The organism is Bradyrhizobium sp. PRIMUS42, from assembly GCF_023006515.1.
Lineage (GTDB): Bacteria > Pseudomonadota > Alphaproteobacteria > Rhizobiales > Xanthobacteraceae > Bradyrhizobium.
The window spans coordinates 1-14,384 of sequence record NZ_JALBGZ010000079.1; the positions used below are offsets into that span (position 1 = coordinate 1).

The window sequence follows — 14,384 nt, forward strand, 5'->3', positions numbered from 1 at the left end:
CACCCCGCCGCCGGGCGATGCCGCGGACAGCGCGGCGCTCAGCCTGTCGCTGACCAAAGCCCTGGTCGAAGCCAACCGCGCCCGCTTCAACATCAAGAGCGCCGGCCAAGGTACGCTGATCGAAGTGGTGTTCGCGCCCGCGCTGGCGGGGGCGTAGCCTCCACCGTCATTGCGAGCGCAGCGAAGCAATTCAGGCTGCCGCCGCGATGCAGGTGCGCTCCCTCTCCCGCCTGCGGGAGAGGGTCGGGGAGAGGGTGCCTCCGCGGCGGAAGCAACCGACTGCACGTTGGTCGCGGCCTCTTCCGAGGCAGCCTCCACCAACGTGGCAAGCTCGGTCGACCGGCTGGCCGTGGTGGTCAGGGACGTGGCCGAGGCCTCGAGCTCGTTGGCCGCCGACGACACCGTCTCGACGATCTCGCCGATCGCGCCCTCGAAATCGTCGGCCATCCTGATCATGTCGGCGCGGCGGCGCTCGGCGGCGAGCTTGTCCTGCCTGATCTTCTCCTCGGCTTCTTCCTGCGCCTTCCGCTCGGCATTGATCTTGAACGTCTCGACCGCTTGCGCGATCTCGACGATTTCGTCGGGACGGCCGAGCCCGGGAAGGACGACGGCGAAATTGCCGTTGGCGAGCTCGATCATCGCCGCCCGCATCGCGGACAGCGGCCTGGAGACCGACCGCCCGATGAATACGCCGAGGCCGAGCACGGCGGATGCAATCAACGCGATGGCGACGCCGATCCACCATTGAATGCCGTCGCGCTCGACCTCGTTCATCCGGTCGGCATCGCAGTCCCAACGACAGGTTTATGCCGGCACATTATGCGCGGTGAGATGCACAGGCGCGGTCAAAAAAAACACGGCGCTCGTGGCGCCGTGCTGTCGTGTCTTCAGGTGACGATGAAGGTCCGGCTCAGCTATAGATCTCGAACAGGCCGGCGCCGCCCTGGCCGCCGCCGATGCACATCGTCACCACGCCCCACTTGGCCTTGCGGCGCGCGCCTTCCTGCAGCAGATGCCCGGTGAGACGGGCGCCGGTCATGCCGAAGGGATGGCCGATCGCGATCGAGCCGCCGTTGACGTTGTACTTGGCGGGATCGATGCCGAGCTGGTCGCGGCAGTACAGGCACTGGCTGGCGAAGGCTTCGTTGAGCTCCCACAGATCGATGTCGTCGACCTTGAGGCCGGTGCGCTTGAGCAGCTTCGGAATCGCGAACACCGGGCCGATCCCCATCTCGTCCGGCTCGCAACCGGCGGTGGCCCAGGCGACGAAGCGGCCGAGCGGCTTGAGGCCGCGCTTCTCGGCGTCCTTGGCTTCCATCAGCACGACCGCCGCGGCACCGTCCGAGAGCTGGCTGGCATTGCCGGCGGTGACGAACTTGCCGGGGCCCTTCACCGGCTCGAGCTTGGCGAGGCCCTCTATCGTGGTCTCGGGGCGATTGCATTCGTCGCGGTCGACGACGTAGTCGACGATCGACTCCGCCTTGGTCTGCTTGTCGACGACCTTCATCTTGGTCTTCATCGGGACGATCTCGTCCTTGTACTTGCCCGCCTGCTGCGATGCCGCCATGCGGCGCTGCGATTCCAGCGAGAACTCGTCCTGGTATTCGCGGCTGAGCTTGTAGCGTTCGGCGACGATGTCGGCGGTGTCGATCATCGCCATGAAGATATCGGGCGCGACCTTGAGCAATTCAGGATCGATCGATTCCTTCGGCGTGCCGCCGCCCGGCATCGAGATGCTCTCGACGCCGCCGGCGACGATGCAGTCGGCGCCGTCCGAGCGGATCGAGTTGGCGGCCATCGCGATGGTCTGCAGCCCCGAGGAGCAGAACCGGTTCACCGAGACGCCGGCCGTGGTCTTCGGCAGACCGGCGAGCAGCGCGGCCTGACGGCCGATGTTCGGCGCACCATGGGCGCAATTGCCGAGATAGCAATCCTCGACATAATCCTTCTCCACGCCGGCACGGTCGACCGCGTGATGAATGGCATGGGCCGCGAGCGACATCGGCGGCGTGATGTTGAACCCGCCGCGGCCTGACTTTGCGAGGCCCGTACGTGCATAGGAAACGATGACGGCTTCACGCATGTGTTTCTCCCTTGTCGAACGATTTTGAACGGAGCGTCCTGCCCCCATTGGTACACAAAGTTGGAAGGCTGCGGGAGAAATAAAAACGCCGCCTCCAGGTGATGGAGGCGGCGTTGTTCCGCGGGTCGGAATATCAATGTGAACGTCACTCTATCCACGCGTCATGCTCGGGCTGGCCCCGGCCATGACGACGGTGAGAGTTTGATCAGAACGTCAGCGCCTTGGCCTGCTTGACCTGCGGCAGCGCCTGCACCTTGGCGAGCAGATCCGCCGGCACCGCGCCGTCGACCTCGACCAGCGCGATGGCATCGCTGCCGGGTGCGACGCGGCCGAGATGGAAGGTGGCGATGTTGAGCTTGGCGTCGCCGAGCAGGCTCGCGAACCTGCCGATGAAGCCCGGCTTGTCCTCGTTGGTAACGTAGATCATCGACTTGCCGAATTCAGCGTCGACGCGGATGCCCTTGACGTCGACCAACCGCGGCTTGCCGTCATGGTACACGGTGCCGGAGACCGAGCGCTCCTGGCGCTCCGTCGCCACCGTCACGGTGATCAAACTTTCGTAGTCGCTCTGCGCGGCGCGGACGATCTCGTCGACCACCATGCCGCGCTCCTTGGCGACGACGGGCGCCGACACCACGTTGACCTCGCCCAGCATCGGGCGCAGCAGTCCCGACAGCACGGCGGAGGTGATCGCCTTGATCTTCATCTCGGCGACGTGGCCCTCATAGGTGATCTCGACCTTGAGGATGCCGCTCTCGGTGAGCTGGCCGGCAAACGAGCCGAGCTTCTCGGCGAGCGAGATGAACGGCTTCAGCTTCGGCGCCTCTTCCGCGGTGATCGAGGGGAAATTGACCGCGTTCGAGATCGCGCCGGTGAGCAGGTAATCCGACATCTGCTCGGCGACCTGGAGCGCGACGTTCTCCTGCGCTTCCGTGGTGGAGGCGCCGAGATGCGGCGTGCAGATCACGTTGGGATGACCGAACAGCACGTTCTTGGTCGCGGGCTCCTCGACGAAGACGTCGAAGGCGGCGCCGGCAATGTGCTTGGAATTGAGCGCATCGACAACCGCCTGCTCGTCGACGAGACCGCCGCGGGCGCAGTTGATCAGGCGCACGCCCTTCTTCATCTTGGCGATTGCGGCCGCGTCGATGATGTTCTTCGTCTTCTCGGTCAGCGGCGTGTGCAGCGTGATGAAGTCGGCGCGCTTGAGCAAATCGTCGAGCTCGACCTTCTCGACGCCGATGTCCCTGGCGCGCTCGGGCGACAGGAACGGATCGAACGCGATCACCTTCATGCGCAGGCCGAGCGCGCGGTCGGCGACGATCGAGCCGATATTACCGCAGCCGACGACGCCCAGCACCTTGCCGGTGATCTCGACGCCCATGAAGCGGTTCTTCTCCCACTTGCCGGCCTGGGTCGAGGCGTCGGCCTGCGGGATCTCGCGGGCGAGCGCCAGCATCAGGGTGACGGCGTGCTCGGCGGTCGTGATCGAATTGCCGAACGGCGTGTTCATCACGATGATGCCCTTGGCCGTGGCGGCGGGGATCTCGACATTGTCGACGCCGATGCCGGCGCGGCCGATCACCTTGAGGTTGGTCGCCTTGTCGAGGATCTTTGCGGTCGCCTTGGTCGCGGAGCGGATCGCGAGGCCGTCGTAATTGCCGATGATCTCGGCGAGCTTGTCCTTGTCCTTGCCGAGATTGGGCTGGAAGTCGACCTCGACGCCGCGGTCTTTGAAGATCTGCACGGCGGCGGGCGAGAGCGCGTCGGAAATGAGAACTTTGGGTTTGGTCATGGGGATGTGTCCTTCACACCCTCCCCTGGAGGGGGAGGGTCGGCGCGCAGCGCCGGGGTGGGGTGAAGCCTCAATAAAGAAGATCGCCGGTGCGCCGTGTGGAGAGATCACCCCACCCCGCCGCACCTGACGGTGCGTCGACCCTCCCCCTCCAGGGGAGGGTAAGAACTCACGCCGCCTTGGCGAGCGCGGCCTTGGTCTCGGCGAAGGCCCAGTCGATCCACTGCGTCAGCAGCTCGACGTCCTTGGCCTCGACGGTGGCGCCGCACCAGATGCGCAGGCCGGCCGGCGCGTCACGGTAATAGGCGAAGTCGTAGCCGGCGCCTTCCTTCTCGACCAGCGCCACCAGCTTCTTCGAGAAGTCGGCTTGCGCGTCTTCGGACAGCGAGGTGATGGCGGGATCGGTGAACTTCAGACACACCGAGGTGTTGGAGCGGATCGCGACATCCTTGGCCAGGAAGTCGATCCACGGCGTCTCCGCCTTCCAGTCGGCGAGCACCTTGGTGTTGGCGTCGGCACGCGCGATCAGCGCCTTCAAGCCGCCGATCGACTTGGCCCAGTTCAGCGCATCGAGATAGTCCTCGACGCAGAGCATCGATGGCGTGTTGATGGTCTCGCCGACGAAGATGCCTTCGTTGATCTTGCCGCCCTTGGTCATGCGGAAGATTTTCGGCAACGGCCAGGCCGGCTTGTAGGTTTCGAGCCGCTCCACGGCGCGGGGCGACAGGATCAGCATGCCGTGCGCAGCCTCGCCGCCGAGCGCTTTCTGCCAGGAGAAGGTGACCACGTCGAGCTTCGCCCAGTCGAGCGGCTGCGCGAACGCGGCCGACGTCGCGTCGCAGATGGTCAGGCCGGTGCGATCCGCCTTGATCCAGTCGGCGTTCGGCACGCGCACGCCCGAGGTGGTGCCGTTCCAGGTGAAGACGACGTCGCTCGCGGGATCCACCTTCGACAGGTCGGGGATTTCACCATAGGCTGCATTCAGCTTGGTGACGTCCTTGAGCTTCAATTCCTTGACGATGTCGCTGACCCAGCCCTCGCCGAAGGATTCCCAGGCGAGCGTGGTGACGGGGCGCGCACCGAGCAGCGACCAGAGCGCCATCTCGACCGCGCCGGTATCGGAAGCCGGCACGATGCCGATGCGATAATCGGCGGGCACCTCGAGCACTTCGCGCGTCAGGTCGATCGCGAGCTTGAGCTTGGTCTTGCCGACCTTCGCGCGATGCGAGCGGCCGAGTGCTGCGTCCTTGAGATTTTGGGCGTTCCAGCCGGGGCGCTTGGCGCAGGGGCCGGAGGAGAAATGCGGCACGTTCGGCCGCGAAGCGGGCTTCGCTACAGTCATAATATCTACCCTTCCAGATAGTCAGCCTCCCGTTGGGGGGAGGTGTCCCGCCGCGGCTGATACGGGAATCGGGCAGAGCAGTCAAGGAAGTTCCGGCGCCTCACGGCGGCTTGATGGTGCTTCCGCTGCGATACCAGGGGATTCAACGACCGCGAGAGCATTCAGCAAGCCCGTGGCTTCGCTGATCAATTGCGCGGCCCGGCGGCGGCTGCCGACTTTCAAAATGCATTTGTCATCGGCCTGCACGACGTAATCGTTGCCGACCTTGATCATCGAATAGCTTGTCATCGAAATCCCCGAACCGAGGCGAGCCCGGTGTCAGACGCCGCCGTAGCACCGATCGTTCCTTCATCAACGTGAACGACCGACGGGTAGTTTACCGGCTCTTAACATGAACGAATGCGCGATCTGAATTTGCTGATCGCGCAAGGCCCGCACGCAGCTGGCTCAAAAGCGGACAGTCATACCGACGTGACTCGCTGTGAATCCGAGCCGCTTGTAGAAACGCTGCGCATCGACTCGCGTCTGATGCGTCAGCAGTTCGACCAGATTGCAGCCGCGCGCCTTTGCTTCCGCGATTGCCCATTGCACCAAACGCTCGCCGATGCCGCGGCTGCGGCAATCAGTGGCAACGCGAACGTCTTCGAGCAGGCCGCGAACGCCGCCTTGCGAGCTGATGCCCGGCAGAACCGCAAGCTGCAGGCAGCCGACCACCCTGCCCTCGCTCTCGGCCACCACGAGCGTCAGATTCGGATCGCGCTCGACCCGCGCGAATGCGTCGTAATAGGCGGCAGGCAACGGATCCTCGACGCGTTCGCGCGCGCGGCCGAGATGATCGTCGGCGAGCATCGCCACGATCGCGGGAACGTCGTCGCGGCGCGCGCGGCGAATGGAGACGGATTCGGCGCTCATGGCGAAAACTCCAACTCAGCGCGACGGCGGAAGGCAGAGAAACGCTTCGACTTCGCCGATCCAGCGGCGGAGGGAAGCATAACGGCCGAGGTCGAAGCCGCCCTCATGCGCCACGCGGGTATAGGCGAGCAGCGAGACATCGGCGAGCGAAACTTCCTCGGCCGCGAAGAAACGGCTGGCCGCCAGCTGCTGCTCCATGCGGTCGAGCGCCGCATAGCCGCGCTTGACCTTTTCAGGATCCAACTCGGAGGCGTCCTTGCCGAGATAGACGAGCAGGAAGCGGCACACCGCGATATAGGGCTCGTGGCTGTACTGCTCCCAGAACAGCCATTCATCCATCTTGGCCGCAGCAAAGGCATCGCGCGGAACGAGCGCGCTGTCGCGGGCGAGGTAGCGGATGATGGCATTGGATTGCGCCAGCGTGCGGCCGTCGTCGAAGGCGATTGTCGGCACCTGGCCGGCACCGTTCATCGCAAGGAATTGCGGCGTGCGCGTCTCGCCCTTGCGCGTGTCGATCTCGATCCAGCGGTAGGGCAATGCGAGCTTGTCGCAGACCCACTTCACCTTGAGGCAATTGCCGGAATTGCTGTCGCCGTAGATCTTCATCGCTGTCGCGCCCCGCTTGGAGCGACAGAGCATCAGGACGCAGAGGAGCTGTCAACAGCGGTGCGGCGAAGCGGCGTCAGAACTTGTAGCCGACCCCGAGGCGCGCATTGTTCAGCGTCACCGCGGTGTTCATCACGGGCGAGAATCTCACATACTCATATTCCACGCGCGCGAACAGACCGTCCCAGATGCAGTACTCGAAGCCGAGACCGGCGGTCCAGCCCACGGCGAAGGTGTTGGTCCTGTGCTGCCCTTGCGTTCCCGATTGCGCCGGAACGGGGGTCCACGCTCCAAGCGTCGTCGTCGTGTTTCCGAAGAGGTCCGTTGTCGTCACGTCTTGGCGGAGCGACACAACGCTCGTCACGGTACGAGAAACGTCCATTCGTCCGACGGCGGCGCCCATGAAGGCGTATGGCATGAAGTTGCCTCCATCCCAGCCCACGCGGCCGCGGAGAGTGATCATGTCCTTGACTTGTGCCGCGGCGGTACCGGTCAGCGACACGGCATAGTTGTTGGTGATGCCAGCGGCCCGCACCTCGCCGGGCGGGTTGACGATCACGAGCGAATTGGCCCCCGAGGTCGACGTCGCCATATTATTGAAGTGGCTGTAGGTGCCCTCGAGGCTGAGAATCGCATCGTACCATTGCCAATTGCGGCCGACGAAGCCGCCGAAATTGGTGCTCTGGGTGTTGGTCTTGTTCATCAGCGACCACGTCGCGGTCGGCGCCTGAAGCACGCTGTCGCGGAAGATATAGTTGGTCAGGCCGACGACGCTCTGGCTGAAATCGGTTGCGTCGGCCGTGTAGCCGGCGTGACCGCCGACATAGAAGCCATCCCAATTATGGCTCGTCTTCGACAGACCGTCGGTGAAGCCGCCGCGCAGGATCGGCAGGTCCGGCATGTCGGCCGCGTGCGCGGCAGACACCGTCCCCAACATCGCTGCCGCCAACATCAGCCTACGCATCGCAACGCTCCATCGGACTCGAACTGTTGCGATGATCATCGCCTGTTAACCTTAACCAATGGTTGCGCCGGGCGCTTTCGTCGCGACCAGGCCATGAAAAATCCGCAAAGCAAAACGGCGCGGGATGATCCCGCGCCGTTAAGAAATCCTAACCGATCAGTCTGCCGATCAGCCCTTGGTGACCAGCGGCGGCGGCATGTAGGCCGGCGGGCTGCTGAGATCCCAGCGCACGCCGAGCTTGATGTCGTGCGAGGTGATGTCCTTGACCTTGATCGACGTGGGGCCCGAGGCGCTGTTGTCGAACAAACGGAAGTTGCCGGGCGCACCGTCGCCGAGGTTCATGTAGCTGTAGGCGAGTTCGACGGTGAACCCGGGATTGACCTTGTAGGCGAGACCGGCGTGAGCGGCCCAGGCAAGGTTCCACTTTCCGTTGTCGGCGAAGTAGGCGACGCTGTTGTTGAGCAGCGGGTTGTATGACACGCCGTCGTCGCGGAAGCCGCTGATCTTGTTGTACGAGCCGCCGACACCGGCGCCGATGAACGGGGTGATGCACCACCAGGTCCCGAGATCGACATAGGCGTTGGCCATGACGACCCACTCGGACTTGCTGCCGCTGTAATTGTTGACGCCGACGAAGCCGGGGCCGACGACGTTGTCGCTGCCGTGCAGATTGGACTTACCACGGTACTGGCCGATCACGTCGGCGCGGAACCAGTTGTTGAAGCGATAGCCGACGCCGAGATCGAACAGCCCGGCCGAGTCGAAGCCGAGGCCTTCCGTCGTCTTCGAATAACCAGCCGGCAGGGCGCTCTCGATGCGCTTGGCGCTCTGGTTGGTCATGCCGATGTCACCACGGAGATACCAGCCGCCGAAATCGGCGGGCGGAGCGGGCGGCGCGTACATGGGAGGGGGCGCCGCGATCGGCATATCGGCGGCGAACGCCATCGACGAGATCAGGGTTGCCGCACCCGCGGCAAGGAGAGACTTAACGCTACGCATTGGCTTCGTCCTTTTGGCCGGTGAGGCAAATACGCAGGCCTCACGTTCTGGAAACTCACGGAGCGGACGATGCCAGCAAATGTTTAAGCGCCACTTAACCCTAATTTTTAAGGTTGATTTTTCTCTACCTGCACGCGGATGCGGCTGGAGCGTTGCAAAAATGCGGCGGTCGCGCGCCGCAATCGCTAACGATTGATGAAGCCGCAATGCAGCGAAGCAAGATTTGTTAACGCGTGTGCTGGGGCAACCTGGGCAGGAACACCGCAAGCAAGCCGATCGCCGGCAGATAGGCGCAGACCTGGTAGACGAACTCGATCGAGGTGTGATCGGCGAGCTTGCCGAGCACGGCGGCCCCCAGGCCCCCGATGCCGAAGGCGACGCCGAAGAACACGCCGGAGATCATTCCAAATCTGTGCGGCACCAGCTCCTGCGCGAACACGATGATCGACGACGTCGTCGAGGAGATGATCAGGCCGATGATGACCGACAACACAGCGCTCGCAACGAGCCCGGCATAAGGCAGCGCCAACGTGAACGGCAGCGCGCCCAGGATCGAAATCCAGATCACGATCTTGCGGCCGAAGCGATCGCCCAAGGGACCGCCCAGAAACGCGCCGACCGCGTTCGCCGCGAGGAAGATGAAGAGATACATCTGCGCTGCCTGCGTGGAGACGCCGAAGCGGTCGATCAGGTAGAAGATGTAGTAGCTCGACAGGCTCGAGACGTAGAGCTGCTTTGAGAACAGCAGCGCGACAAGCACGAGCAGCGCAACGGCGACGCGTCGCGAGCTCGGCGCGTCGGGATGGGACTGAAGCGCCGCCGTCTTCTTCGCCTTGATCTGCGGCGCATACCAGCGACCGATCCGCCAGAGGATGAGGATCGCCAGGAACGCAATCGAGGAGAACCAGGCGATGCTGCCCTGCCCGAACGGCACCACGATCAGCGCCGCCAGCACCGGGCCCATCGAGGTGCCGAAACTACCGCCGAGCTGAAACACCGATTGCGCAAAGCCGTAGCGGCCGCCGGAGGCGAGCCGCGCGATCCGCGCGGACTCCGGGTGAAACACCGCCGAGCCGAGGCCGACCAGCGCGGCGGCGACGAGGATGACGAGATATTGGTGCGCGGCGCTGAGCAGCAGGAGACCGAAGAAGGTCGAGGCCATGCCGATCGCCAGCGAATAGGGCTGGGCCTTCTTGTCGGTGTAGTGCCCGACCACCGGCTGCAGCAGCGAGGCCGTGAACTGGAAGGCCAGCGTGATCATGCCGATCTGCGCGAAGTCGAGCGCGTAGGTGTCCTTCAGGATCGGATACACCGAGGCGATCAGCGACTGCATGGTGTCGTTGAGGAAGTGCGAGACGCTGATGCCGGCGAGCACGACATAAGCCGGCCCGGCCGCTTTGGCAGCGGGTGCCGCGTCGGCGACGACGACGGGCTCGGCCAGCATTTCCTCTGAGACGACGACAGGCTTGTTCAAAGCAGCGATCCCGGCGCGGCAGATTGCCGCGATCTGATGGTTACGATGCACGCGGCGTTCGAACCACCGCCAATCGCTTATGGCTGGAATGCGCGGGTTTGAGCCTCTCCGCGAGCCCGGAATCGTAGGGTGGGCAAAGCGAAGCGTGCCCACCAAAACTTTGCGGTCATGGAGATGGTGGGCACGGCGCAAGTGCGCCTTTGCCCACCCTAGGATACTAGCCCGTCTTGCTACGAAGCTCGTAGCCCGGATGGAGCGCCCTATGCCGCGGCGTGGCCCAGCGCGGAGACGATGGTGTCGACGACGTCCTCGACCAGGAGGCGGTCCTCGCCCTCGCCCATGACGCGGATCACCGGCTCGGTGCCGGAGGAGCGGATCAAGAGGCGGCCATGGCCGTTGAGACGCTTCTCGCCGTCAGAGATCGCCGACTTGACGTCGGAATCGTCGAGCGGCTTGCCGCCCTTGTGGCGGACGTTCTTGAGGATCTGCGGCAGCGGATCGAAGCGATGGCAAACCTCAGAGACGGGCCGGCGCAACTTCTGCACGACGGCCAGCACCTGCAATGCCGCAACGAAGCCATCGCCGGTGGTGGCGTAGTCGGACAGGATGATGTGGCCGGACTGCTCGCCGCCGAGATTATAGCCGCCGTTCAGCATCTGCTCGAGCACGTAGCGGTCGCCGACCGGCGTGCGCACGAGATCGAGCCCCTGCCCGTTCAGGAAACGCTCGAGGCCGAGATTGGACATCACGGTGGCGACGATGCCCGGCCGCGACAGCCGTCCGTCTTCCTTCCAGCTCTGCGCAATCACGGCGAGCAGCTGGTCGCCGTCGACGATATGGCCGCGCTCGTCGACAAGGATGACGCGATCGGCGTCGCCGTCCAGCGCGATGCCGATGTCGGCGCGCATCTCGCGCACCTTCTTCGACAGGGCTTCCGGCGAGGTCGAGCCGCATTCCTTGTTGATGTTGAAGCCGTCGGGCTCGACGCCGATCGGCACGACGTCGGCACCCAGCTCCCACAGCGCCTCCGGCACCACCTTGTAGGCGGCGCCATTGGCGCAATCGACCACGACGCGCAGGCCGTCCAGCGACAGATCGCGCGGCAGCGTGCGCTTGGCGAATTCGATGTAGCGGTCATGCACGCCGTCGATGCGACGAGCGCGGCCCAGGCTCGCGCTTTGTGCGAGCCTCTTGTCGAGGGATTCGTCGAGCAGTTGCTCGATCTGCCGCTCGACGTCGTCGGACAGCTTGAAGCCCTGCGGGCCGAACAGCTTGATGCCGTTGTCCTCGAACAGATTGTGCGAGGCCGAGATCATCACGCCGAGATCGGCGCGCATCGACTTGGTCAGCATCGCGACCGCCGGCGTCGGCATCGGCCCGACCAGCAGCACGTCCATGCCGACGGAGGTGAAGCCCGCGACCATCGCGTATTCGATCATGTAGCCGGACAAGCGGGTGTCCTTGCCGATCACCACCCGGTGGCGATGATCACCGCGCTGGAATGCGAGGCCAGCGGCCTGGCCGACCTTGAGCGCGAGCTCCGGCGTGATCAGTCCGTTGGCGCGGCCCCGAATCCCGTCCGTCCCGAAATATTTGCGACTCATATCGTCCCCCGAGCAACAACCAGGGATCCCCAATACAACCACGGGCTGCCCGAACGGGTCCCGCATCCCTGATTTGCTGGGGCTCTTATAATGCCTGTGCGGCTAACTTGGCTTCAAAAAATATGATGAATCATTACGGAACCGCGCCGCATTGACCTGATAACGTATTGTTAACATTGTGCTTCCCGCGCGAGCCGGAAAAGACGAGGGAACCCGCCTCAGTCCGAGCGCTTCACATGGCCATCCCCGCGGCTCGGCGCCGGTTGGGTGACGTTGACGGGATCGGAGCCCGGAAAGGTCTCCTCCAGCCCCTCTTCCAGCGCGGCCTCGAGATCGCGCTTCTCCTTGATCTCTTCCGGGGAAGGTCCAGCGTGCGGCCTCGTCATGGCGCTCTCCTGCAAAACGTTCTGCAAACGATTTGGCTGTGCATCCAACCATGCTAGATGACCTCGAAATCTTCCGATGCAAGACTTCCGAGTCAGACGGGCCGGGGAAACGAGCATGAAGCATATTACCTGTATCGACGATCTTCGCGCGCTGCATAAGCGCCGCGTGCCGAAGGCGTTCTTCGACTATTGCGACCGCGGCTCCTACGCCGAGGAAACGCTGCGCGCCAACCGCGAGGACATGCAGGCGATCAAGTTCCGCCAGCGCATCCTGGTCGACGTCTCCAAGCGCGACACCTCGACCACGATCCTCGGCGAGCCCTCGACCATGCCGCTGATGCTCGCGCCCGTCGGCCTGCTCGGCATGCAGCATGGCGACGGCGAGATCCACGCCTGCCGCGCCGCACAGGCCGCCGGTATCCCGTTCACGCAATCGACCATGTCGATCTGCTCGATCGAGGACATCGCCGCCAATGTCGAGAAGCCGTTCTGGTTCCAGCTCTACGTCATGAAGGACCGCGGCTTCATCAAGGAATTGATCGAGCGCGCCATCGCGGCCAGGTGCAGCGCGCTCGTGCTGACCGTGGACCTCCAGGTGATCGGCCAGCGCCATGCCGACATCAAGAACGGCATGACGGTGCCCCCCGAGTGGTCGCTATCGAAGTTGCTGGATTTCGCCAGCAAACCGGCCTGGGTCGCCGGCGTGCTGCAAGGCAAGCGCCGCACCTTCGGCAACATCGCCGGTCACGTGAAGAACACCGAGGATCTCAACCGCCTTGCCGAATGGACAGCGTCGCAGTTCGACACCTCGCTGAGCTGGAAGGACGTCGAGTGGGTCCGCAGCATCTGGCCGGGCAAGCTGATCATCAAGGGCATCCTAGACGTCGAGGATGCCGAGGAAGCCGCCAAGACCGGCGCGCAGGCCCTCGTCGTCTCCAACCATGGCGGCCGTCAGCTCGACGGCGCGCCGTCATCGATCGAGGTGCTGCCGGAGATCGCCGACGCGGTCGGTGACAAGATGGAGATCATGTTCGACGGCGGCATCCGCTCCGGCCAGGACGTGATGCGCGCGCTCGCCCTCGGCGCAAAGTCCTGCATGCTCGGCCGCGCCTACGCCTATGGCCTGGGGGCCGGCGGCCAGGCCGGCGTCGCCAAGGCGATCGACATCATCCAGAAAGAGCTGCTCACCACCATGGGCCTGTGCGGCGTCAACCGGATCGACGAGATCGACGATCATATCATTGCGATGTGAGGCGCAGCAGCGGTGCCGTAGGGTGGGCAAAGCGTAAGCGTGCCCACCATTTTGCACAAATGAGAGAGATGGCGTGGGCACGGCGCAAGTGCGCCTTTGCCCACCCTACGAGATCCGGCCCACACGATAGTGTTGAGACGGTATCCCGCCTCACATCGGCGGCGTTATCCCGTCCCGCCCGACATTCACCCTGTTGGCCTCCAGCGAGCCGTCATCCTTCTTCGCCGCGCCGAAGATGATCAGCTTGGCGCCCGGCTTGAGCTCCGATTTGTCGCCGGCGACGAAGGTGACGATCGGGGTGTCCGGCGGCACCACCACGTTCTTCTCGCCGTCCTTGTACTTGACGGTGATGTTCTGGCCGTCGGTGCCCTTCACCGTCTGCGCCACGGTTGCATTGGTCATGGTCGAGTTGGCGCGGGCATCCCAGGGACGGAAACCTTCGGCGGCGCCGCGCTGGTTCTCCGGGAAGATATGCACCGCGATCGCCTTCTGCGTGCCGTCGGGCTCGGGCAGGCCGGTGACGCCGATGTACGAGCCCTCCTTGATCTCCGACAACGACGTCTTGACCACGGCAAAGACGGCGACGTTGTCGGTCATACGCACCTTCACGTCGCTGCCTTCGCGCGTCTTGATGCCGAGCGTGTTGCCGTCGACGCTCTCGATGGTGCCGCGGATGCGCAACGTCGGCGCCTGCTGCGCGATTGCGCAGCCGATTGACAGAGCCACCATCGCGACGGCGATCAGCGGACGTGTGAAAGTTGCACGTTGAACAGACATGACGGTCTCCGGTTATCCCCACGGATGGAGAACTCCGGACCACGCCTGCTATTCTCTCAAGACTTTGTGAGATCGGCCTCGACCAGCGCCCGCAGCTCGGCCGTGACCTCTGGCCGCCGGCCGAACCACAGCTCGAAGCCGCGCACCGCCTGATGCAGCAGCATGCCGAGCCCGTCGGCGGTCTTCAGGT

The 14,384-nt window shown here is 64.3% G+C and carries 13 protein-coding genes and 2 pseudogenes; 1 reads left to right on the forward strand and 14 read right to left on the reverse strand.

Annotated features, from left to right (window positions below; genetic code table 11):
* Positions 1–258: 258 nt before the first annotated feature.
* From MOV75_RS09675 to MOV75_RS09730, 12 genes and pseudogenes are all read right to left on the reverse strand, one after another.
* A pseudogene (locus MOV75_RS09675) lies at positions 259–786 on the reverse strand (HAMP domain-containing protein); the annotation flags it as partial.
* Between the two features lie 124 nt (positions 787–910).
* Positions 911–2,083, reverse strand: a complete 1,173-nt coding sequence (locus MOV75_RS09680; protein ID WP_246923559.1) for an acetyl-CoA C-acyltransferase — start codon at positions 2,081–2,083, stop codon at positions 911–913.
* Positions 2,084–2,288: 205 nt separating this feature from the next.
* Entirely contained in the window at positions 2,289–3,878 is a 1,590-nt protein-coding gene (serA, locus tag MOV75_RS09685) for a phosphoglycerate dehydrogenase (protein ID WP_246923556.1), read from the reverse strand.
* A gap of 169 nt (positions 3,879–4,047) precedes the next feature.
* Positions 4,048–5,220: a phosphoserine transaminase gene (locus MOV75_RS09690; RefSeq protein WP_246923554.1), complete on the reverse strand. Its 1,173-nt coding sequence runs from the start codon at positions 5,218–5,220 to the stop codon at positions 4,048–4,050.
* A gap of 81 nt (positions 5,221–5,301) precedes the next feature.
* On the reverse strand, positions 5,302–5,508 hold the full coding sequence (locus MOV75_RS09695; protein ID WP_246923550.1) for a hypothetical protein: 207 nt from the start codon (positions 5,506–5,508) through the stop codon (positions 5,302–5,304).
* Between the two features lie 159 nt (positions 5,509–5,667).
* Positions 5,668–6,132 (reverse strand): GNAT family N-acetyltransferase, encoded by a 465-nt coding sequence (locus MOV75_RS09700; protein WP_246923547.1) that lies wholly within the window; start codon positions 6,130–6,132, stop codon positions 5,668–5,670.
* Positions 6,133–6,147: 15 nt separating this feature from the next.
* The gene (locus MOV75_RS09705; protein WP_246923545.1) at positions 6,148–6,738 is read right to left on the reverse strand and encodes a glutathione S-transferase family protein; all 591 of its coding nucleotides are present in this window, start codon (positions 6,736–6,738) and stop codon (positions 6,148–6,150) included.
* Between the two features lie 76 nt (positions 6,739–6,814).
* Complete coding sequence (locus MOV75_RS09710; protein ID WP_246923540.1) at positions 6,815–7,702, reverse strand: outer membrane protein; 888 nt, start codon at positions 7,700–7,702, stop codon at positions 6,815–6,817.
* Between the two features lie 168 nt (positions 7,703–7,870).
* Positions 7,871–8,701 (reverse strand): outer membrane protein, encoded by an 831-nt coding sequence (locus MOV75_RS09715; protein WP_246923536.1) that lies wholly within the window; start codon positions 8,699–8,701, stop codon positions 7,871–7,873.
* Positions 8,702–8,927: 226 nt separating this feature from the next.
* A complete protein-coding gene (locus MOV75_RS09720; RefSeq protein WP_247005538.1) occupies positions 8,928–10,175 on the reverse strand; it encodes an MFS transporter in 1,248 nt (415 codons plus the stop codon).
* Between the two features lie 260 nt (positions 10,176–10,435).
* Positions 10,436–11,779, reverse strand: coding sequence for a phosphoglucosamine mutase (gene glmM / locus MOV75_RS09725; RefSeq protein ID WP_246923532.1), 1,344 nt, complete (start codon positions 11,777–11,779; stop codon positions 10,436–10,438).
* 218 nt (positions 11,780–11,997) lie between these two features.
* Positions 11,998–12,165 carry a hypothetical protein gene (locus tag MOV75_RS09730; RefSeq protein WP_246923528.1) on the reverse strand — a complete coding sequence of 56 codons (168 nt, stop codon included), beginning with the start codon at positions 12,163–12,165 and terminating at the stop codon, positions 11,998–12,000.
* A gap of 115 nt (positions 12,166–12,280) precedes the next feature.
* Between MOV75_RS09730 and MOV75_RS09735 the strand changes: the two genes are divergently transcribed.
* Complete coding sequence (locus MOV75_RS09735) at positions 12,281–13,417, forward strand: alpha-hydroxy acid oxidase (protein WP_246923524.1); 1,137 nt, start codon at positions 12,281–12,283, stop codon at positions 13,415–13,417.
* Between the two features lie 150 nt (positions 13,418–13,567).
* On the opposite strand, the gene MOV75_RS09740 is transcribed toward MOV75_RS09735, so the two are convergent.
* Together MOV75_RS09740 and MOV75_RS09745 are read right to left on the reverse strand one after the other, a co-directional pair.
* Positions 13,568–14,146 (reverse strand): hypothetical protein, encoded by a 579-nt coding sequence (locus MOV75_RS09740; protein ID WP_246923562.1) that lies wholly within the window; start codon positions 14,144–14,146, stop codon positions 13,568–13,570.
* 104 nt (positions 14,147–14,250) lie between these two features.
* Positions 14,251–14,384 (reverse strand): annotated as a pseudogene (locus MOV75_RS09745) (shikimate dehydrogenase); the annotation flags it as partial.

Bases quoted from the DNA above. Each gene is read 5' to 3' on its own strand.
- MOV75_RS09680 (WP_246923559.1), bottom strand. From the start codon at position 2,083: ATGCGTGAAGCCGTCATCGTTTCCTATGCACGTACGGGCCTCGCAAAG.
- glmM (WP_246923532.1), bottom strand. From the start codon at position 11,779: ATGAGTCGCAAATATTTCGGGACGGACGGGATTCGGGGCCGCGCCAAC.
- MOV75_RS09710 (WP_246923540.1), bottom strand. From the start codon at position 7,702: ATGCGTAGGCTGATGTTGGCGGCAGCGATGTTGGGGACGGTGTCTGCC.
- serA (WP_246923556.1), bottom strand. From the start codon at position 3,878: ATGACCAAACCCAAAGTTCTCATTTCCGACGCGCTCTCGCCCGCCGCC.
- MOV75_RS09690 (WP_246923554.1), bottom strand. From the start codon at position 5,220: ATGACTGTAGCGAAGCCCGCTTCGCGGCCGAACGTGCCGCATTTCTCC.
- MOV75_RS09740 (WP_246923562.1), bottom strand. From the start codon at position 14,146: ATGGTGGCTCTGTCAATCGGCTGCGCAATCGCGCAGCAGGCGCCGACG.
- MOV75_RS09715 (WP_246923536.1), bottom strand. From the start codon at position 8,701: ATGCGTAGCGTTAAGTCTCTCCTTGCCGCGGGTGCGGCAACCCTGATC.
- MOV75_RS09695 (WP_246923550.1), bottom strand. From the start codon at position 5,508: ATGACAAGCTATTCGATGATCAAGGTCGGCAACGATTACGTCGTGCAG.
- MOV75_RS09735 (WP_246923524.1), top strand. From the start codon at position 12,281: ATGAAGCATATTACCTGTATCGACGATCTTCGCGCGCTGCATAAGCGC.
- MOV75_RS09705 (WP_246923545.1), bottom strand. From the start codon at position 6,738: ATGAAGATCTACGGCGACAGCAATTCCGGCAATTGCCTCAAGGTGAAG.
- MOV75_RS09700 (WP_246923547.1), bottom strand. From the start codon at position 6,132: ATGAGCGCCGAATCCGTCTCCATTCGCCGCGCGCGCCGCGACGACGTT.
- MOV75_RS09730 (WP_246923528.1), bottom strand. From the start codon at position 12,165: ATGACGAGGCCGCACGCTGGACCTTCCCCGGAAGAGATCAAGGAGAAG.